The organism is Massilia sp. Masssp93 (assembly GCF_059491295.1).
Genome location: NZ_CP168502.1, coordinates 2660564 through 2679563, shown reverse-complemented (window position 1 = coordinate 2679563; position 19000 = coordinate 2660564). Strand labels below are relative to the sequence as shown.

Annotated in this window: 15 protein-coding genes; 11 read left to right on the top strand and 4 right to left on the bottom strand. The window is 67.6% G+C overall.

Annotated elements, in window-relative coordinates; genetic code table 11:
- Window positions 1-65: 65 nt before the first annotated feature.
- Window positions 66-2471: a penicillin-binding protein 1A gene (locus tag ACEN9Q_RS11120; protein WP_495628439.1), complete on the top strand. Its 2406-nt coding sequence runs from the start codon at window positions 66-68 to the stop codon at window positions 2469-2471.
- Between the two features lie 37 nt (window positions 2472-2508).
- Here ACEN9Q_RS11120 and ACEN9Q_RS11115 read toward each other — a convergent pair whose 3' ends face one another.
- Both ACEN9Q_RS11115 and ACEN9Q_RS11110 read right to left on the bottom strand, forming a co-directional pair.
- A complete protein-coding gene (locus ACEN9Q_RS11115; protein WP_495628438.1) occupies window positions 2509-3636 on the bottom strand; it encodes a mechanosensitive ion channel family protein in 1128 nt (375 codons plus the stop codon).
- Window positions 3637-3753: 117 nt separating this feature from the next.
- Window positions 3754-3939 (bottom strand): DUF3606 domain-containing protein, encoded by a 186-nt coding sequence (locus ACEN9Q_RS11110; protein WP_495628437.1) that lies wholly within the window; start codon window positions 3937-3939, stop codon window positions 3754-3756.
- Between the two features lie 200 nt (window positions 3940-4139).
- Here ACEN9Q_RS11110 and ACEN9Q_RS11105 point away from each other — a divergent pair, with 200 nt between their 5' ends.
- The 4 genes from ACEN9Q_RS11105 (at window position 4140) to ACEN9Q_RS11090 (ending at window position 6798) form a co-directional block, all read left to right on the top strand.
- Window positions 4140-4463, top strand: a complete 324-nt coding sequence (locus tag ACEN9Q_RS11105; protein ID WP_056446907.1) for a thioredoxin family protein — start codon at window positions 4140-4142, stop codon at window positions 4461-4463.
- On the top strand, window positions 4460-5764 hold the full coding sequence (locus tag ACEN9Q_RS11100; RefSeq protein WP_495628436.1) for an MFS transporter: 1305 nt from the start codon (window positions 4460-4462) through the stop codon (window positions 5762-5764). Before ACEN9Q_RS11105 ends, ACEN9Q_RS11100 begins: the two co-directional genes overlap by 4 nt.
- 13 nt (window positions 5765-5777) lie before the next feature.
- A complete protein-coding gene (locus tag ACEN9Q_RS11095; protein ID WP_495628435.1) occupies window positions 5778-6188 on the top strand; it encodes a GFA family protein in 411 nt (136 codons plus the stop codon).
- 118 nt (window positions 6189-6306) lie between these two features.
- A complete protein-coding gene (locus ACEN9Q_RS11090) occupies window positions 6307-6798 on the top strand; it encodes a hypothetical protein (RefSeq protein ID WP_056446898.1) in 492 nt (163 codons plus the stop codon).
- A gap of 73 nt (window positions 6799-6871) precedes the next feature.
- Here ACEN9Q_RS11090 and ACEN9Q_RS11085 read toward each other — a convergent pair whose 3' ends face one another.
- A complete protein-coding gene (locus ACEN9Q_RS11085) occupies window positions 6872-7663 on the bottom strand; it encodes a DUF481 domain-containing protein (protein ID WP_495628434.1) in 792 nt (263 codons plus the stop codon).
- Between the two features lie 294 nt (window positions 7664-7957).
- Between ACEN9Q_RS11085 and ACEN9Q_RS11080 the strand changes: the two genes are divergently transcribed.
- Both ACEN9Q_RS11080 and ACEN9Q_RS11075 read left to right on the top strand, forming a co-directional pair.
- Window positions 7958-8587 carry a response regulator gene (locus ACEN9Q_RS11080; RefSeq protein ID WP_056446891.1) on the top strand — a complete coding sequence of 210 codons (630 nt, stop codon included), beginning with the start codon at window positions 7958-7960 and terminating at the stop codon, window positions 8585-8587.
- A 320-nt stretch (window positions 8588-8907) separates the two neighbouring features.
- The gene (locus tag ACEN9Q_RS11075) at window positions 8908-11586 is read left to right on the top strand and encodes a GGDEF/EAL domain-containing response regulator (protein ID WP_495628433.1); all 2679 of its coding nucleotides are present in this window, start codon (window positions 8908-8910) and stop codon (window positions 11584-11586) included.
- Here the strand turns inward: ACEN9Q_RS11075 and ACEN9Q_RS11070 are convergent.
- Window positions 11571-12863, bottom strand: coding sequence for an NCS2 family permease (locus tag ACEN9Q_RS11070; protein WP_056446885.1), 1293 nt, complete (start codon window positions 12861-12863; stop codon window positions 11571-11573). The two genes, ACEN9Q_RS11075 and ACEN9Q_RS11070, sit on opposite strands and share 16 nt — an antisense overlap.
- A gap of 207 nt (window positions 12864-13070) precedes the next feature.
- On the opposite strand from ACEN9Q_RS11070, the gene uxaC reads away from it, so the two are divergent.
- The 4 genes from uxaC to ACEN9Q_RS11050 all read left to right on the top strand — a co-directional run bounded on the left by uxaC (window position 13071) and on the right by ACEN9Q_RS11050 (window position 18985).
- Window positions 13071-14465 carry a glucuronate isomerase gene (gene uxaC, locus ACEN9Q_RS11065; protein WP_495628432.1) on the top strand — a complete coding sequence of 465 codons (1395 nt, stop codon included), beginning with the start codon at window positions 13071-13073 and terminating at the stop codon, window positions 14463-14465.
- Between the two features lie 10 nt (window positions 14466-14475).
- Window positions 14476-16074, top strand: coding sequence for a UxaA family hydrolase (locus ACEN9Q_RS11060; RefSeq protein WP_495628431.1), 1599 nt, complete (start codon window positions 14476-14478; stop codon window positions 16072-16074).
- A 10-nt stretch (window positions 16075-16084) separates the two neighbouring features.
- Window positions 16085-17512, top strand: coding sequence for a tagaturonate reductase (locus ACEN9Q_RS11055; protein WP_495628430.1), 1428 nt, complete (start codon window positions 16085-16087; stop codon window positions 17510-17512).
- A gap of 195 nt (window positions 17513-17707) precedes the next feature.
- Window positions 17708-18985, top strand: a complete 1278-nt coding sequence (locus tag ACEN9Q_RS11050) for an MFS transporter (protein WP_056447035.1) — start codon at window positions 17708-17710, stop codon at window positions 18983-18985.
- The last annotated feature ends 15 nt before the right edge of the window (window positions 18986-19000 follow it).

The window sequence follows — 19000 nt, the reverse complement described above, 5'->3', positions numbered from 1 at the left end:
ACCGAAACCCCGCCTGCCGTCGGCTATACTTGCGGCCATCACCGAAGAAGCTGACAGGAAACGAAGTGGATGACCATAACGACGGCAAGCGCTGGGACGGACGCGAACGCAGGATGATCGACCGCGCCGGCGACCGCGCCAGGGAAGCCTATGCGCGGGCGCACGGCCACCTGATGACGAAGGCGCCGCACGTGCGCTGGCTGTACATCGCCGCCGGCATGTTCCTGCTGCTCGTGACGCTGCTCGCCGCCTGGATCGCGCTGCTGTTTCCGCTCACGCCCGGCATCGAGGACGTCAGGCAGGCGCGCGTGGCGCGGCCCACGGTCGTCGTCTCGGCCGACGGGCGCCAGCTGGCCAGCTTCGAACAGGGCATCCAGATGAAGGTGCCGCTGTCGCAGATCTCGCCGAACGTCGTCACCGCCCTCATCGCGACGGAAGACCACCGCTTCTACGACCACCACGGCGTCGATTTCACCCGCATCGCCGGCGCCTTGGTCGCCAACCTCAAGGGCGATGCGCAGGGCGGGTCGACGATCACGCAGCAGCTGGCGCGCAACATGTTCCGCGACGAGATCGGCCGCGCCCGCAACATCAACCGCAAGCTGAAGGAACTCATCACCGCCTTCAAGATCGAGAACACCTATAGCAAGACCGAGATCCTCGAAGCCTACCTGAACACGGTGCCGTTCCTGTACAACACCTACGGCATCGAGGCGGCGGCGCATACCTACTTCAACAAGACGGCCGCGCAACTGAACGAGACGGAGGCGGCCACGCTCGTCGGCATGCTCAAGGGGACCGCCTACTACAATCCCGTGACGAATCCGGAGCGCTCGCTGGCCCGGCGCAACGTCGTGCTGGGGCAGATGCTGAAGGCCGGCGCGTTCGACGAGGCCAAGTACCGCCAGCTCGTGAAACGGCCCCTGCGCGTGCACTTCGCGCGCCTGGCCGAGCACACCGGCAAGGACGACCATTTCACGGCCTACGTGCGGCGCTGGCTGGTGGAGTGGGCGGACAAGAACGACGCCGACCTCCAGCAGGACGGCCTCGTCGTGCAGACGACGCTCGACTACGACCTGCAGCAGGCGGCGCTGCAGGCGGTCCAGCGCGAGGCCGGCGCGCTGCAGGCGATCGCCGACGTCGACTGGGCCCATTCGTGGCCCGTCAACGCGACGCAGACGCAGACCTACGTCGACATGCGTCCGGGCGTCAATCCGTTCGAATACTACTGGGCGTCGCACGGCGAGATGCTCGAGACGTTCATCCGCGAATCGTCCGAATACCGCAAGGCCGTCGAGGGCGGCGAGAACCCGGTCGCCGCGCTCAAGCGCCTCAAGGCCGACCGCGACTTCATGCGCCAGCTGAAGGCGGCCAAGTCGCGCCTGGAAGCCGGCTTCCTCGCGATGGACCCGACGACGGGCGAGATCAAGGCCTGGGTCGGCAGCCGCGATTTCGAGCGCGAGCAGTACGACCACGTCGTGCAGGCCGCGCGCCAGCCCGGCTCCACGTTCAAGCCGATCGTGTACGCGGCCGCGCTCGAGAAGGGCATCGCGCCCGACCATCCGTACCTGGACGCCGTCACGACGATCCGCTTCGCCGACGGCACCACCTGGCGCCCGACCGACAACAGCGGCACGACGGGGCGCGAGCTGACCCTGCGCGACGGTCTCGTGTACTCGAAGAACACGATCACGGCGCAGGTCGTGCGCGACATCGGCGTGGCGCCCGTCGTCAAGCTGGCGCAGGACATGGGCGTGCGCACCAGCAAGCTGGCGCAGGTGCCGTCGATCGCGCTGGGCACGAGTCCCGTCACGCTGCTCGAGATGGTCAACGCCTATTCGACGATCGCCGCCCAGGGCGAGTACCGCAAGCCGGTGTTCGTGCGCCGCATCACCGACCGCAACGGCCAGGTGATCGCCGACTTCGGGCAGCAGACGCCGCAACGGGTGCTGTCGCAGGCGTCCGCGGTGACCCTGATCGACATGATGCGGGGCGTGATCAACCGCGGCACGGGCACCGGCATCCGCTACCGCTTCGGCATCACGGCCGACGTGGCAGGCAAGACCGGCACCACGCAGAACAACGCGGACGCCTGGTTCATCATGATGCACCCGAACCTCGTCGCGGGCGCGTGGGTCGGCTTCAACGACAACCGCGTGACGATGCGCTCGAACTACTGGGGGCAGGGCGGCCACAGCGCGATCCTGCTCGTGGGCGACTTCTTCAAGTCGGTGCTGGCCAGCGGCAGGATCAGCGCCGACGCGCTGTTCCCGGGCGGGCACAAGCCCGAACCGGTGATCCGCCACGAGACGCCGCCGCCCGACGAAGACATGGAAGAGGGCGGCGACATGCAGCAGGAAGGCGGCCCGCCGGCCGACCTGCCGAAGCCGCCGGACAACGAACCGCCCGCGCCGCCGCAGCCGGACCAGGCGCCGGCGGACGGCGGGGGCATCCAGCCGAACGACGCGTGACCGCGACCATCGGGCGGCGCCGCCGGCGCAAGCCCGGTCAGTGCGCGGGCCGCGCCTGCGGCGCCCCGCGTCCGTCCGGGCGGCGCGCGCCGGCGTCGTTGGCGGCGCCCTGCTGGAGCAGCAGCTCCTGCGGCCGCGGCGCCGTCGAGATGCCCAGCTCGCGCAGCATCTGCATCGTTTCCAGCAGCACGGCCTGCTGGGTGCGCAGGAACAGGCCGTAGTCGACGTCGGACAGGTTGTAGACGATGTCGTATTCGAGGTAGTTCTGGTCCATCGTGGTCAGGTTCACGTGGTCCGGCCTGACCTTCTCCTTCGCCGCGATGATGGCGGACAGCCGCTCGGGCACCTGCGCCGCCACGTCGGCCGGCGTGGCCGGGTTCACGCGCAGGGTGTACTGCACGCGGCGCGTGTGCTGGCGCTTGAAGTTGTGGACGGTCTTGCGCAGCAGCTCGGCGTTGGCGATGACGATCTGTTCGCCGGACAGCGCGCGGATGCGGGTCGTCTTGAGCCCCACGTGCTCGATGGTGCCGAAGAATTCCGGCACCGAGATCGCGTCGCCGACTTCGAACGGCTTGTCGGTGGCGATGGCCAGCGACGCGAACAGGTCGCCCAGGATGTTCTGCACGGCCAGCGCGACGGCCACGCCGCCGATGCCGAGGCTCGCGACGAACGTCGTGACGTCGACGCCCAGGTTCGACAGCATCGCCAGCAGGAAGACCGTCCAGACGCTCCACTGCATGGCCCAGATCACGAGCGTGTGGGCGACCGTCACCTGGTCGTCTTCCCGGCCCTTGCCGTGCACGCGGAAATAGCGCCGCGCCGTCACGGCAATGGCGTGGTGCAGGTACACGGCCAGTTGCGCGCCGAGGGTGATGAACCACAGGTGGCCAATGCGCTGGTTCCAGGGCGGCGGCAGGTCGAGCACCGACGCGCCGATCAGCAGCGACGTGGCGAGGATGGCGAGATTGCTGGTGCGCGCCAGCGTGTGGCGCAGCACGTCGACGATGGGCTTGTGGGCCCGCGCGTCGTCCAGCTTGTCGAGGCGCCGCCGGAACAGGTGGACGGCGCCGTGGATGGCGATGAAACTGACGACGGCGGCGCCGAGGGCGACGGCCGCGTTGGTCCAGCCGATGTCGAGATTGGAAAAATAGCCGCGGATGGTCATTGGGCTCCTTTCGGAAGGCGGTCGGGGATGCAGGCGGGGACGCGGGCGGGCGCGGCGGCCCGTCCGGTTACGGCGGAGGCGTGGCGCGGGCGGCGGGCGCCGCCCGGCGGGGACGGCTCAGTGGCGCGTGCCGCTCAGGTGCGCGCGCACGGCTTCCGCGCTGCTGCCGGCCGTCTTGACGGCCTGCTCCAGCTCTTGCTCGGTCACGCCGAGTTCCTTCGTCCAGTACTGGACTTCCCACTTCTCGTGCAGGTTGATGCGCGAACGGTCCTGCGGGCCGCGGTTGTGCAGATTGTCGGACATGATGGCCTCCTTGATCGGTATGAACGCAGCATGCCACCGCGCGCGGCCGTATTCCGTTCGGTGTTTCACGTTGGCGACGCTTGAAAAGCGGTTCGTTTCCGCATTTCGCTTCGCAAACAAGCTGCCTGCGGCGCCCCCGGGCTTACGGGGAGGGGGTGTTTTGTTGTAGGCTAGCGTGATCGACAACCAGGAGAACTTGCATGACGAAGCCTTACGACACCGCGCAGCCCGAGCGCAGCGCCATCGACGCGCTGCCCGGCGTGGTCGCCCTCGATTTCGGCACCAACTGGTGCGGCTATTGCCAGGCGGCGGCCAGCCACATCGACGAGGCGCTGGCGCCGCATGCGGCGGTCCGGCACATCAAGGTGGAAGACGGTCCGGGACGCAAGCTGGGGCGCTCGTTCAAGGTGAAGCTGTGGCCGACCGTCGTCGTGCTCAGGGACGGCCAGGAAGTGGCGCGCGTCGTGCGTCCGGTCGACAGCCGCGAACTCGCCGACGCCCTGTCCCAGGCCGGTGCCGCATGACCGGCGCCGCCACGCAGACCCGTCCCGCCCTGAACCGGCCCGCGACCGTGCTGTTCGCGAGCCTGATCGGCACGACCATCGAATTCTTCGACTTCTATATCTACGCCACGGCCGCCGTGCTGGTGTTCCCCAAGCTGTTCTTCCCGGCCGGGGACGCCGCCGCGGCCACGCTGCAATCGCTGGCGACGTTCGCCATCGCCTTTTTCGCGCGCCCCGTCGGCTCGGCCGTGTTCGGCCACTTCGGCGACCGCGTCGGCCGCAAGGCCACGCTCGTGGCCGCGCTGCTGACGATGGGCCTGTCCACCGTCGCGATCGGCCTGCTGCCCACCTATGCCGCGATCGGCACGGCGGCCCCGCTGCTGCTCGCGCTGTGCCGCTTCGGCCAGGGCCTCGGCCTGGGCGGGGAGTGGGGCGGCGCCGTGCTGCTGGCGACCGAAAACGCGCCGCCGGGCAAGCGCGCCTGGTACGGCATGTTCCCGCAGCTGGGCGCACCGCTGGGCTTCTTCCTGTCGAGCGGCGTGTTCCTGCTGCTGTCCGGCCTGCTTTCCGACGCCGAATTCCTCCGCTACGGCTGGCGGATCCCGTTCCTGGCCAGCAGCATGCTGGTCCTCGTCGGCCTGTACGTGCGCCTCAAGATCACGGAAACGCCCGATTTCCAGGCCGTGCTCGACCGCAACGAGCGCGTCAAGCTGCCCGTCGCGGACGTGTTCGCGAACCATACGCGCGCACTGGTGCTGGGCACGCTGGCGGCGCTCGCCACGTTCGTCGTGTTCTACCTGATGACCGTGTTCGCGCTCAGCTGGGGCACGTCGGCGCTGGGCTATTCGCGCCAGACTTTCCTGCTGCTGCAGCTGGGCGCGATCGTCTTCTTCGGCCTGACGATCCCGATCTCCGCCGTGCTGGCCGACCGCCACGGCCGGCGCGCGGCGATGATCCTCGTGTCCGCGGGCCTGGCGCTGTTCGGCCTGCTGTTCGGGCCGATGTTCGGGTCCGGCAGCCTGGCGCTCGTCGCCCTGTTCCTCGTACTGGGCCAGTGCCTGATCGGCATGACGTACGGGCCGCTGGGCACGCTGCTGTCGGAACTGTTCCCCGCCGAGGTGCGCTACACCGGCGCGTCGCTCACGTTCAACCTGTCGGGCATCCTGGGCGCCTCGCTGGCGCCGTATGTGGCAACATGGCTGGCGACGCACTACGGCCTGCAGACGGTGGGCTGGTACCTGAGCGTGGCGTCCGTCATCAGCCTCGTCGCGCTGCTGCTGACGGCGCCCACGCCGCGCGGCACGCCGGCCGCGGCACGCTGATCGGAGGAAGGCAATGGGACTGCAGGGCGGATGCATGTGCGGCGCGGTGCGCTACGAGGCCACGGGGGCCGTCACCCATCCGACGCTGTGCCATTGCGTCGACTGTCGCCGCGCCAGCGGCGCCCCGGCCCTCGCGTGGTTCAGCGTCCGCAAGGATGCGCTGCGCTGGACCCGCGGCACGCCGGCGCGCAATCCGTCCAGCCCCGGCGTCGAGCGCCTGTTTTGCCGCGACTGCGGCACCCAACTGACCTGGCACGGCGCGGCGGCGCCGGACGAGATCGACGTCACCACCGGCAGCCTCGACGATCCGGACGCGCTGCCGCCGGCCGACCACACTTATTATTCGCAGCGGGTACGCTGGCTGCACCTGGTCGACAGTTTGCCGCGTTACCCGCGATTACGTTCCGACGGCATGGAGCCTTGATGTAAACGACACATAATCTGATCCTGCCGGAAAAAATTACAATAAAATACACAATTGTGCGCACGAAACGATAGCAAATCGTTAAAATGAAGCTCTACCAATTTACACGGAGAACTTCATGTTCCAGTCTGTCCTGCGTCTTGCCACCGGTGCCGTCCTCATGTCCGCCGCGCTGTGCGCCTCCGCCGCCCCGGCCACGTACAAGGACTTCAAGCTTTCCGGCGTGCTGCAGGAAATCCCCGGCCCGTCGGCGCGCTGCGCATCGAATTTCGGCGGCACCATCCTGGGTTTCGGCACCAGTTCCCTGGTCGGCAAGGTGACGTTCCTGGCCAGCGACTGCATCGCGCCGAGCGGCACATCCTATACCTTCAGCCAGGGCAAATTCCTGGTCACGACGATGACCGGCGAACTGATCTTCGCTAACTACAGCGGCCAGTTCGTCCCGACGGGCGAGGGCGCCAAGTTCGTATTCAGCGGCGCCACGTTCCAGGTGACGGGCGGCACCGGCCGCTACGCCAGGGCGACCGGCGGCGGCGACATGACGGGTGGCGAGGATATGACGACGGGGCAGGGGACGATCCAGCTTACCGGCCGGATCCTGACGAAATAAGCGGACTGCGGATGCGACATGACGGCCGGGACCGCCCGGCCGTCGCCGTTTCGGATCAAAACGATCAGAACGGTCAGAACGAATAGACGAGCGTCAGCGACGTCTGCGTATCGGTATTCTTCTTCGTGTCCGGCACGTTCGTGTCGTTGCGCGCGCTGAACGCGGCCTTCATCTGCATCGTGCCGTTGATCTTGGTGGACAGCGCCGTCTCGGCGATCGAGTGCATGTTGGACGTGCCCCGTTCCACGCTGACGCTCTGGGAAAACGCCGCGGACGGGCTCACGCGCCAGCGCAGCTGGGCCGCGCCGCGCACGGTCACGCCGGATTCGATGCCGCCGGCCGCATTCTCGCCGTGGAAATAACCCGGACCCACTTCGACGTCGACGGTCTCGTTGTCGCGCTTGAGCAACTGGGTGCCGTAACCGACGCCGACCGAGGAATAGCGGGTGTAGGCGCCGAATTTATCGTTTACGTGCGAGCCCAGCAGGAAGGCGCGGTTGCCGTCCTCCAGCAGCTTGAACGCCGCCTTGGCCGACACCGAATAACGCTCGGCGGAGCGGGTGCGCGTCGTCGTGCCGTCGCCGTTGTGCGTGACGTCTTCCTTGAAATAGCCGCTGACGATGTACTCGTTGCTCCAGTTGGCCATCTCGTGGCGGGCATCGACCTTGCCGGTCACGGAGGTGCCTTCGGTGTTGCCCGAGGTCGTGATGGCGCCGAGCTCGGCGGAGGTGTACCAGTTGCTGCCTTCCGGGATCGTCGCGGCGGGCGCCTGGGTGAAGTAACTGGACGACGGCACGCTGTCCGCGAGATCGTCCGGAGCGGCCATCGCCGCCCCCGCGCTGGTCAGGGCCAGCACACAAAGCATCAGAGATTTCATAGCCATCTGTACGGCTGCCTTCCGTCGCCATCGGGAGCGATGCACAGCCTGTCGTTCACGGATCGTCCGTCGGGCCGGAGCCCGTCGGCGGAGGCGACATTGTAGCCCAAAGCGCCGGTCTAAATACTTTCGCACGGAAATTTTACACATTGACCCGCGGGATCGGCCCGATAAACCGGATAAATGTTACGTACCCTATAATTGTGTTTGCAATTCTGGGCAACTGTTGCCTAGAATGCTTGCTTTGCCGACATACCGGCGTGAATGTATGAAGGAAGCACTTTGATCAGGCTAGTCATCGCCGACGATCATGAGTTGATCCGCGAAGGGATCAAGAAGATCGTACGGCCCTGCGTCGACCTAAAAATCGTCGGCGAAGCCGCAGACTTGAAGCAAGCGATCGCCCTCATCACCCAGGTTCACCCAGACGTCGTGATCCTGGACTTGACCCTGCCCGACTATGACGGGCTGGACGGCCTCGCCGAATTGCGGCGCCATTTCCCCGACCTGCGGGTCGTGATCCTCAGCATGCATCCTGAGGAACGGTACGCGCTCGCCGCGTTGCGCGCGGGTGCGCTCGGCTATGTGTCGAAGACGATGGCCTCCGCCGAGCTGGTCGAGGCCGTCCGGCGCGCGGCCGCCGGCGGCACCTGGCTGGGCCCGCGCGTCGGCATGTTGCTCGCGCACGATGCGCGCCCCGGCGTCCGGCCGGCGCATTACAGCCTGACCCCGCGCGAGGCCGAAATCGTCGCCCTCATCGGTTCGGGACTGCAGATCAAGCAGGTCGCGGCCGAGCTGGGCATCAGCGTCAGCTCGGTCAACACCTACCGCACGCGCATCTTCCGGAAGATGGGCCTGTCGACGAACGCGGCCCTGATCCGCTACGCACTGCAGCACGGGCTGGCGGGCTGACCTGCCGTGCCGCCTCACATGTTGTCACATGGCAACAATGTTAAAGGGTCGTTGTCATAGAATTCATGACAGCGATTTCAATACAAGTGTGTCTTTCCGGGATCGGCCACGTCCCGCCGGTGTTAAATCTGTGTAAAACTGGAAGCGGACCCTGCAGAAGTAAAGACGGTTGGACATACGGGCAGCGGTTCGAGCGAATGTTAATGCTTCACCATCTTAGCTAATATCAATGCAACTTTTCATGGCCGGGGTGTGCGCTGCACCGGCCACCGATTGCATTGATCACGGCACGGACCGCTTAGCGGGCCGGCGCGAACAAGATGACAACAACGCACAAGAGAGAATCGTCCGGCCGGCACTATGACGTCCTCGTGGCCGAGGACAGCCCGACCCAGGCCCAGCAGCTTGCCCGGCTGCTGGCACAGGACCCCGATTGCCGCGTGCGCCTGGCCCCCGACGGCCGCGCCGCGCTCGCCGCCGTTCGGGCACAACCGCCCGACCTGGTCATCAGCGACATTGCCATGCCGGCCATGGACGGTTATGCGCTGTGCCGCGCCCTCAAGGACGACGCCCGGCTGTCCGCCATACCCGTCCTGCTGTTCACCCGCCTCACGAGCCTGCAGGACATCGTGCGCAGCCTCGAGGCCGGCGCCGACGGCTTCGTGCGCAAGCCCTACGACGGCGCCCAGCTGCGCGAGCGCGTGGACCGCATCCTGCGCGGGCGCGACGCGGGCGACCCGGCACGGCCGCTGGAAGTGATGGCGGACGAGCGGCGCCACATCTACGAGCTGCTGGTGGCCACCCACGACCAGGCCCTGCGCCTGAACGCCGAACTGGATACGCAGCGCAAGGACCTGGCGCGCATGGTCGGCTCCCTGGGGCTGCTCGGCACGATCGCCGGCGCGCTCAACGAGGCCGCCAGCGAAGCGGACGTCGCCCGGGCCGCGCTCGACCATCTGTTGCGGATGCCGGCGCTCGCCGGCGCCGCGATCAGCACCGTCGCGCCGGACGGCGCCTGGTGCCTGCTGGCGCAGCGCGGCGACGCGCCCGATATCGGTGCCTGCCTGTGTGCGCACGGCAGCGCGCTCGATGACCCGGCGTCCGTGTGCCTGCCGCTGCTGGCCGGCGACCGCCGGCTCGGCCTGCTGCATGCGCGCGCCCGGCCGGACGCGTTCGGCGAAGACGAACGCAAGCTGCTCGACGGGGTGGCGCAGCAGGTCGCCCTCGCGCTCGAGCGCGCGCGCCTGTACACGCGCGCCGAGGCGCTCGTCGTCGAGCGGACGCAAGCCCTGCGCTCGGAGCGCAACCGGTTGTCGGCCGTGGTGGAGACCGCCGGCACGCTCGTGCTGCTGGCCGACCCGGAAGGGCGCATCGTGACGTTCAACCGCGCCTGCGAGGAATCGCTGGGCTGGCGCGCCGACCAGGCCTTGGGCCGCCGCTGCTGGGAAGTGGTGCGCGGCGCCGAGGACCCGGACGTCGTGCGCAACCTGTTCACCGGACTGGCCAGCGATCCGCCGCCGCAGCGGCTGCAGGGCGAATGGCGCACGCCGGACGGGCGCACGCGCAGCATCGTCTGGACCCACACGCTGCTGCGGCGCGAGGATGGCGGCGTGGAATTCGTCCTCGCCACCGGCATCGACGTCACGGAACTGCGCGGCGCCGAGCAACGCTTGCACTATGCCAGCAACTACGATGCCGTCACGGGCCTGCCGAACCGCGACCTGCTGCGCGAGCGCCTGCGCCGGATGAAGGCGCAAGCCAGGAGCGACGGGCGCATGCTCGGCTTCATGCTGCTGCGCTTCGGACGCATGGCGCTGATCCGCGAAGCCCTTGGCCCGGGCGCCGAACAGGCCTTGCTGCAGGAGGCGGCGGCGCGCCTGCGGGAGGTCGGCGCGCACGACTTCGTGGCGCGCTTTTCCGAAGGCGCGTTCGCGCTGGTCCTGGCGGGTGCGGACGCCGAGGAACTCGCCGCCGGCGCGCGCCGCGTACTGGCCGCGCTCAGCGCACCGTATGCGTACGAGCACGAGGAATTCCACCTCGATCCGAGCATCGGCATCGCCATCTACCCGAACGACGGCGTCGCCTACGAAACGCTGGCCAGGGGCGCGGAAACGGCGCTGCGCCAGGCGGCGGACGGCGTCGGCCACCGCTACGCCTTCTACCGCCCGGAACTGAACCAGGATGCGAACGACCGCTTCAAGCTGGAAAACGGGCTGCGCCGCGCCCTCGAACGGGGCGAGCTCGAACTGCATTACCAGCCGCAGATCGCGGTGGACGGCGGCGCCATCGCCAGCGCCGAGGCGCTGCTGCGCTGGCGCCACCCGGAGCGCGGCTTCGTCCCGCCGTCGACCTTCATCCCGCTGGCAGAGGAGACGGGGCTGATCCTCGAGATCGGGGAGTGGGTGCTGCACCAGGTGTGCCGCCAGCTCGACACGTGGCGCCGCGCGGGCCTGCCCGTCGTGCCGGTGGCCGTGAACCTGTCGGCGCACCAGTTCACGGAACAGATCCTCGGCACCGTGCGGCGCGTGCTGGACGACTGCGGCCTGGACCCGGGCCTGCTCGAACTGGAACTGACGGAGAGCGCGTCGATGGCCGACGCGGGCAAGAGTTTCGCGCTGCTGGCCCAGCTGAAGGGGATGGGCATCCGCCTTGCGATCGACGATTTCGGCACCGGTTATTCGAACCTCAACTACCTGAAACGCTTCCCGGTCGACCGCCTCAAGCTGGACCGTTCGTTCGTGCACGAGCTGGAAACGGACCCCGACGACCTTGCGATCGCGCGGGCCGTCATCGCGATGGCCCACGGCCTGCGGCTCTCGGTCGTGGCGGAGGGCGTCGAGACGGCCGGCCAGCTGCAACTGCTGGCGGAACTCGGGTGCGATCTCGTGCAGGGCTGGCTGTTCAGCCCCGCCGTGCCGGCGGCGGAATTCGCCGCGATGCTGACGGCCGGGCAGGCGGCGCGCGCCGTCGGCGGCGCGCCGGCTCAGGCGCCGATGTAGACGATCTTGAAGGCGAACAGGGCGGCGATCACCCAGATCACCGGCTTGACCTCGCGCGCGCGGCCCGTCGTCAGCTTCAGCAGGGCGTAGGTGATGAAGCCGAACGCGATGCCTTCCGCGATCGAATACGTAAACGGGATCACGAGGGCCGTGATCGCGGCCGGCACGGCTTCCGTCGTGTCGTTCCATTCGATGTCGCCGAGGTCGCGCAGCATCAGGCAGGCGACGAACAGCAGGGCGGGCGCCGTCGCGTAGGCGGGGACCACGCCCGCCAGCGGCGCGATGAACAGGCAGGCGAGGAACAGGACCGCCACCGTCAGCGCCGTCAGGCCCGTGCGGCCGCCGGCCTGCACGCCCGCGGCGCTCTCGATGTACGCCGTGGTGCTCGACGTGCCGAGCATGGAGCCGGCGACGATGGCCGCGCTGTCGGCCAGCAGCGCCTTGTTCAGTCGCTCCATCTTGCCTTCGACCAGCAGGCCCGCGCGGCTGGCGACGCCCATCAGCGTGCCGGTGGCGTCGAACAGCTCGACGAGGAAGAACACGAGCACCACGTTGATGATGCCGACGCCCAGCGCGCCCTTGACGTCCAGGTGCATCAGCGTCGGCGCGATCGACGGCGGGGCCGAGACGATGCCGTGGAACGTATTCCCGCCGAAGAAGAAGCTGAGGATCGTCACGGCGACGATGCCGATCAGGATGGCGCCCCGCACCTTCAGGCGGTCGAGCGTGACGATCAGCAGGAAGCCGAAGACGGCCATGACCGCCGCGGGCTTGTGCAGGTCGCCGGCCTGCACGAGCGTCGCCGGGCTGGCGACGACGATGCCGGCGCTCTTCAGGGCGATGAGCGCGAGGAACATCCCCAGGCCCACGGTGATCGCCACGCGCAGCGAGCGCGAGATGCCGTTCACGATCATCGCGCGCAGGCCGAACACGGACACGAGGATGAACAGGCAGCCCGACACGAACACGGCGCCGAGCGCCGCCTGCCAGGGCACCTTCATCCCCAGCACGACGGCATAGGCGAAATAGGCGTTCAGGCCCATCCCGGGCGCCATCGCGATCGGATAATTGGCGTACAGGCCCATGACCAGGCTGCCCAGCGCGGCCACGAGGCAGGTGGCGACGAACACGGCGTCCTTGGGCATGCCGGCATCGCCGAGGATCGTGGGATTGACGAAGATGATGTAGGCCATCGTCAGGAACGTGGTCAGGCCGGCCAGGATTTCCGTCCTGGCGTCGGTGCCGCTCTGGCGTAGTTTGAATAATTGTTCGAGCATGTTCTCTGGGCTCCGGAGGCGTGGTTGCGGATCCGGTTATTGCGTATATGCATCCCGAGTCCGATGACCGAAGCATAACATCCGGTACTTTTCCCGCGAAGCTTTCCCGGCTGCCCGTGCATATTCAGAACAAAAGTTCTTGCGTACGTAATATATTAGGCATACCATCCTGATATATCAGATCAGCTACCCAAGGAGCTACACGACATGACCGCCTTCATGGACCAGGATTTCCTCCTCACGACCGACGTCGCCCGCAAGCTGTACCACGAAGTCGGCGCCGATTTGCCGGTGATCGACTACCATTCGCACCTGCAGCAGGGCGAGATCGCCGAGCGCAAGAAGTTCCGCAACATCGCCGAACTGTGGCTGGGCGGCGACCACTACAAATGGCGCCTGATGCGCACGGCGGGCGTGCCGGAGGAGTACTGCACGGGCGACCGCCCGGACAAGGAGAAATTCCTGGCCTTCTGCAAGGTGCTGCCGCTCGCGATCGGCAACCCTATCTACCACTGGAGCCACCTGGAGCTGCGCCGCATCTTCGGCATCGACCTCGTGATCAACGCGAAGAACGCCGAGGCGATCTGGGAACAGGCCAACGCCAAGCTGGCGACGATGGACACGTGGACGTTCCTCGAACAGGCCAAGGTGGAAATCGCCTGCACGACGGACGACCCGGCCGACGACCTGCTGCAGCACGCCGAGATCGCACAGTCGGCGCTGAAAACCCGCGTGCTGCCGGCCTACCGTCCGGACAAGGCCATGCGCATCAATAATCCCGGCTACGTCGAGTACGTGGCGCGCCTCGCGGACGTCGCCGGCGTGAAGATCGATTCGTTCGCGTCGCTCATCGCCGCGCTGGCGAACCGCGTCGAATACTTCCACGCCCGCGGCGGCCGCATTTCCGACCACGCCATCGACATCCCGCTGCCGGCCGTCGCCGCGACGGCCGAGGAGCTGGAAGCCCTGTTCGCCAAGCGCATGAAGGGCGAGCTGCTGGGCGACCTCGAACAGGCGCGCTACCTGCGCGGCCTGCTGGAAGCCATCGGCGCCGTGTACGCGAAATTCGACTGGACCATGTGCTTCCACATCGGCGCCATGCGCAACAATAACCAGCGTATGCTGGAGACCCTGGGGCCGGACACCGGCTTCGACTCGATCTCCGACATGACGACCAGTAACGGCCTGGTCGCGCTGCTGTCGGCGCTGGACGCCCACAAGCAGCTGCCGAAGACGATGCTGTTCAACCTGAACCCCGCGATGAACGAAGTGCTGTCGACGATGATCGGTAACTTCCAGGACGGCAGCGTCGCCGGCAAGGTGCAGTTCGGCCCGGCCTGGTGGTTCAACGACCACAAGCTGGGCAACCTGAACCAGATCGTCGCTTTCGGCAACCACTCCGTGCTCGGTATCTTCGTGGGCATGGTGACGGACTCGCGCAGCTTCGCGTCGTACCCGCGCCACGACTACTTCCGCCGTCTCGTGTGCCGCCAGCTGGGCGAATGGGTCGCGGCCGGCGAGTATCCGGAAGACTTCGACGCACTGGCCACGATCGTGCGCGGCATCTGCTACGAGAACGCCAAGAACTACTTCAAGCTCTGATTGGGCAACCATGCAAAAAGTAATCTGCATTCACCCGGACGACAGCATGCTGGTCGCCCTGACCGACCTGGCGCCGGGTGACGTCGTGACGTGGAACGGGGAGAACATCCTCGTGTCGACGCCGATCAAGACCAAGCACAAGCTGGCACGCCGCTCGTTCGCCGAGGGCGAGCTGCTGACGATGTACGGCGTCGTGGTCGGCAAGGCCACGCAGGCCATCCGCAAGGGCGAGGCCGTCACGACCGACAACCTGGCCCACTACGCATCCGAGGTGGAGATCGGGGAAAGCAAGCCCTACACCTGGACGCCGCCCGACGTGGCCGACCTCGAGGAAGCGACGTTCGACGGCATCGTGCGCGCCGACGGCCGCGTGGGCACCGCGAACTACTGGCTGATCTTCCCGCTCGTGTTCTGCGAGAACCGCAACGTCGAGCACCTGCGCAACGCGCTCGAAGGCCCGCTCGGTTATTCGACCAACGACCTCGCGTCGCTGACGTTCCAGCTGCTGGGCGAGGACATGGAGGCGCCCAAGGCGGTGGTCCGTCCGTTCCCGAACCTGGACGGCGTGCGCATCATCACCCACAACGGCGGCTGCGGCGGCACGCGCGCCGACGCGCGCTCGCTGTGCAAGATCCTGGCCGCGTACGCCGACCACCCGAACGTGGCCGGCATCACCGTGTTCTCGCTGGGCTGCCAGAACGCGCAGATCGCCATGTTCAAGGATGCCCTCGCGAAGCAGAACCCGGACTTCGACAAGCCCGTGCTGATCTACGAACAGCAGCAGTGGGACAGCGAAGAAAAGATGATGAAGGCGGTCCTGCAGGACACGCTGACGAACCTGAAGGACGCGAACAAGGTCCGGCGCCAGCCGGTGCCGCTGTCGCACCTGAAGATCGGCGTGAAGTGCGGCGGCTCCGACGGTTTTTCCGGCATCTCCGCCAACCCGGCCATGGGCTATGTGTCGGACATGGTCGTCGCCGTGGGCGGCTCGTCGATCCTCGCCGAGTTCCCGGAACTGTGCGGCGTGGAAGCGAGCCTGATCGAGCGCTGCGTCGAGGACGAGGACAAGCGCCGCTTCCTCGGCATGATGCGCGACTTCGAACAGCGCGCGCTCGCCGTCGGCACGCACTTCGCCGACAACCCGAGCCCCGGCAACATCCGCGACGGCCTGATCACGGACGCGATGAAATCGGCCGGCGCCGCGAAAAAGGGCGGTACGTCGCCGATCGTCTCGGTGCTGGACTACGGCGAGCAGACCGACAAACAGGGCCTGTCCCTGCTGTGCACCCCGGGCGGCGACGTCGAATCCGTGACCGGCATGGTGGCGTCGGGCGCGAACGTCGTGCTGTTCTCGACCGGCCTCGGCACCCCCACCGGCAACCCGATCGTGCCCGTGCTGAAAATCTCCAGCAACAGCCGGGTGGCGAACAAGCTGTCCGACCTGATCGACTACGACTGCGGTCCGATCATCGAAGGCAAGCCGCTGCCCGACGTGGCGAAGGGCCTGTTCGGCATGGTCGTCGACACTGCGGGCGGCAAGTACAAGTGCAAGGCCGACCGCCTGCAGCAGTACGACTTCATTTTCTGGAAACGCGATATTTCCCTGTAAGGCGAGACATATGAACCAACTCCGTCGTCAAGCGCCGTTCGCGCTGCCCGTCAAGATCCTGCAATTCGGCCAGGGCAATTTCATGCGCGGCTTCCTCGACTGGCAGGTCGACCTCCTGAACGAACGCACGGGCCTGAACGCGGGCGTCGTCGTCGTGCGCCCGCGCGGCGGCTCGGCCACGCCGCTGCTGGACGTGCAGGACGGCCTGTTCACCGTCCTCGTGCGCGGCCTCGACGAAACGGGCCAGCCGGTCAAGCACTACCGCACCGTCGAATGCGTGCAGCGCGAAATCGACCCGGCCACGATGTATGGCGACTACCTCGCGCTGGCCGCGAATCCGGACCTGCGCTTCGTCGTCTCGAACACGACGGAAGCCGGCATCACCGTCAACGACACCGACCGCGCCGACGACGCGCCGCCCGTGACGTTCCCGGCCAAGCTCACGCAGCTGCTGTTCCGGCGCTTCACCGCATTCGGCGGCGCACAGGACAAGGGGCTGATACTGCTGCCCTGCGAACTGATCGACAAGAACGGCGCGGCGCTCAAGGACGCCGTGCTGCACTACGCGCGCCTGTGGCAGCTGCCGGCCGGCTTCGCGGCGTGGGTCGGCGACGCCTGCACGTTCTGCAATACGCTCGTCGACCGCATCGTGACCGGCTATCCGGCCGCCGACGCGGAAGAGATCGGGCGCGAACTCGGTTACGCCGACCCGTTCCTCGTGGCGGCCGAATACTACTACCTGTTCGTGATCCAGGGCCCGGCGCAGGTCGCCGAGGAACTGAAGCTGGCCGGCAGCGGCCTGAACGTCAAGCTCGTCGACGACATCACGCCGTACAAGAAGCGCAAGGTGGGCATCCTGAACGGCGGCCACACGACGCTCGTGCCGGTCGCGCTGCTGGCCGGCCTGGAAGCCGTCGGTCCGGCCGTCGACGACGCCCAGGTGGGCAGCTTCCTGCGCGCCGCCATCGATGAGGAAATCATTCCGGCGCTGGAGATGGACCGCGCGGAGCTGGAGGCGTTCGCCGCCGACGTGCTGCGCCGCTTCCGCAATCCGGCCATCCACCATCGCCTCGCATCGATCGCGCTGAACAGCTGGAGCAAGTTCGCCGCGCGCGTGATGCCGCAACTGCTGCGCTACGCCGACCTGCACGACGGCCGCCTGCCGCGCCGCCTCGTGCTGGCGCTGGCCGCGACGATGGTGCTGTACCGCGGCGGCGTCATCGACCTCGCCGACGACGCCGCCACGCTGGCATGGTTCCGCGCCGGCTGGGACAAGGTGGCTGCCGGCGCATGGACGCTTGACGACCTCGCGCGCGGCTGGCTCGCCCACGCCGCGCTGTGGGGCCGGGACCTGAACGAGGTCCCGGGCCTGGCCGCGCAGCTGGCCGCGAACCTGCGCGCCATCGAGCAGCAGGGCATCCGCGCGCTGCTCGCTTAAACCGCAAACGACAACCGAACGTAGGGCGGGCGGCCTCCGCCCGCGCGAATGCCGGCGTAACGCCGACGTCACGCGTGGACACGGGGTGTCCACCCTACGCAAAAGAACGCCGAGGGCGATTCCCGCCCGACGGCTCGAGATGTTGCGCGCCAAAATTCGGCGCAGGAGGGGACTACCGTGAACAAACTGAAAGGCATGCGCTGGTGGATGGTGGGGCTGGTCACGCTCGGCCTGATCGTCAACTACCTGGCGCGCAACACGCTGTCCGTCGCGGCGCCGACGATGATGGCCGACCTGCACATCGACACGAAGCAGTACTCGTACATCGTCGTCGCGTGGCAGGTCTGCTACGCCGTCATGCAGCCGGTCGCCGGTTTCGTGCTGGACGCGATCGGCACCAAGATCGGCTTCGCCGTGTTCGCGCTCGCGTGGTCGGTCGCGTGCGCCTGCGCCGCGCTGGCCTCCGGCTGGCAGAGCATGGCGTTCTTCCGCGGCCTGCTCGGGCTGACGGAAGCGGCGGGCATCCCGGCCGGCGTCAAGGCGACGACGGAATGGTTCCCGGCCAGGGAGCGCTCGGTCGCAATCGGCTGGTTCAACATCGGCTCGTCGATCGGCGCCCTGTGCGCGCCGCCGCTCGTCGTGTGGGCGATCCTGCACGCGGGCTGGCAGTGGGCGTTCGTCATCGTCGGCGTGCTGGGCGCCGCCTGGACCCTGCTGTGGACGGTGTTCTACAAGCACCCGCGCGACCAGAAGCTGCTGTCCGACGCCGAGCGCGACTACATCCTCGCGGGCCAGGAAGCGAAGCACCAGGACAGCGGCGCGAAAGCGTCGTGGCGCGAGATCGTGCGCAACCGGAATTTCTGGTCGATCGCGATCCCGCGCTTCCTGTCCGAGCCGGCCTGGCAGACCTTCAACGCGTGGATCCCGCTGTACATGGCGACGGAACGCCACATGGACCTGAAGGAGATCGCGGCGTTCGCCTGGCTGCCGTTCCTGGCCGCCGACATCGGCTGCGTGCTGGGCGGCTATCTGTCGCCGTTCGTGCACCGCCACTTCAACGTGTCGCTGGCCGGGTCGCGCAAATGGGTGATGGCGTTCGGCTCGCTGTGCATGATCGGCCCGGGCTGCATCGGCCTCGTGGCGAGCCCGTACACGGCGATCTTCCTGCTCTGCATCGGCGGCTTCGCGCACCAGACGCTGTCCGGCGCGCTGTACGCGATCACGTCCGACGTCTTCGGCAAACACGAAGTGGCCACGGCCACGGGCCTGGCCGGCATGTCCGGCTACCTGGGCGCGACCTTGTTCACGCTGGTGTTCGGCGTCGTGGTCACGCACGTGGGCTACAGCCCGATGTTCGTCGTGCTGGCCGTGTTCGACGTGCTGGCGGCGATCGTCGTCTGGACGCTGGTGCGCGACGGCGGTCCGCGCGCGCCCTTGGCAACCGATGCCCCCGCCATCGCCGAGACCCGCTGAACACTCTGCGGTAAA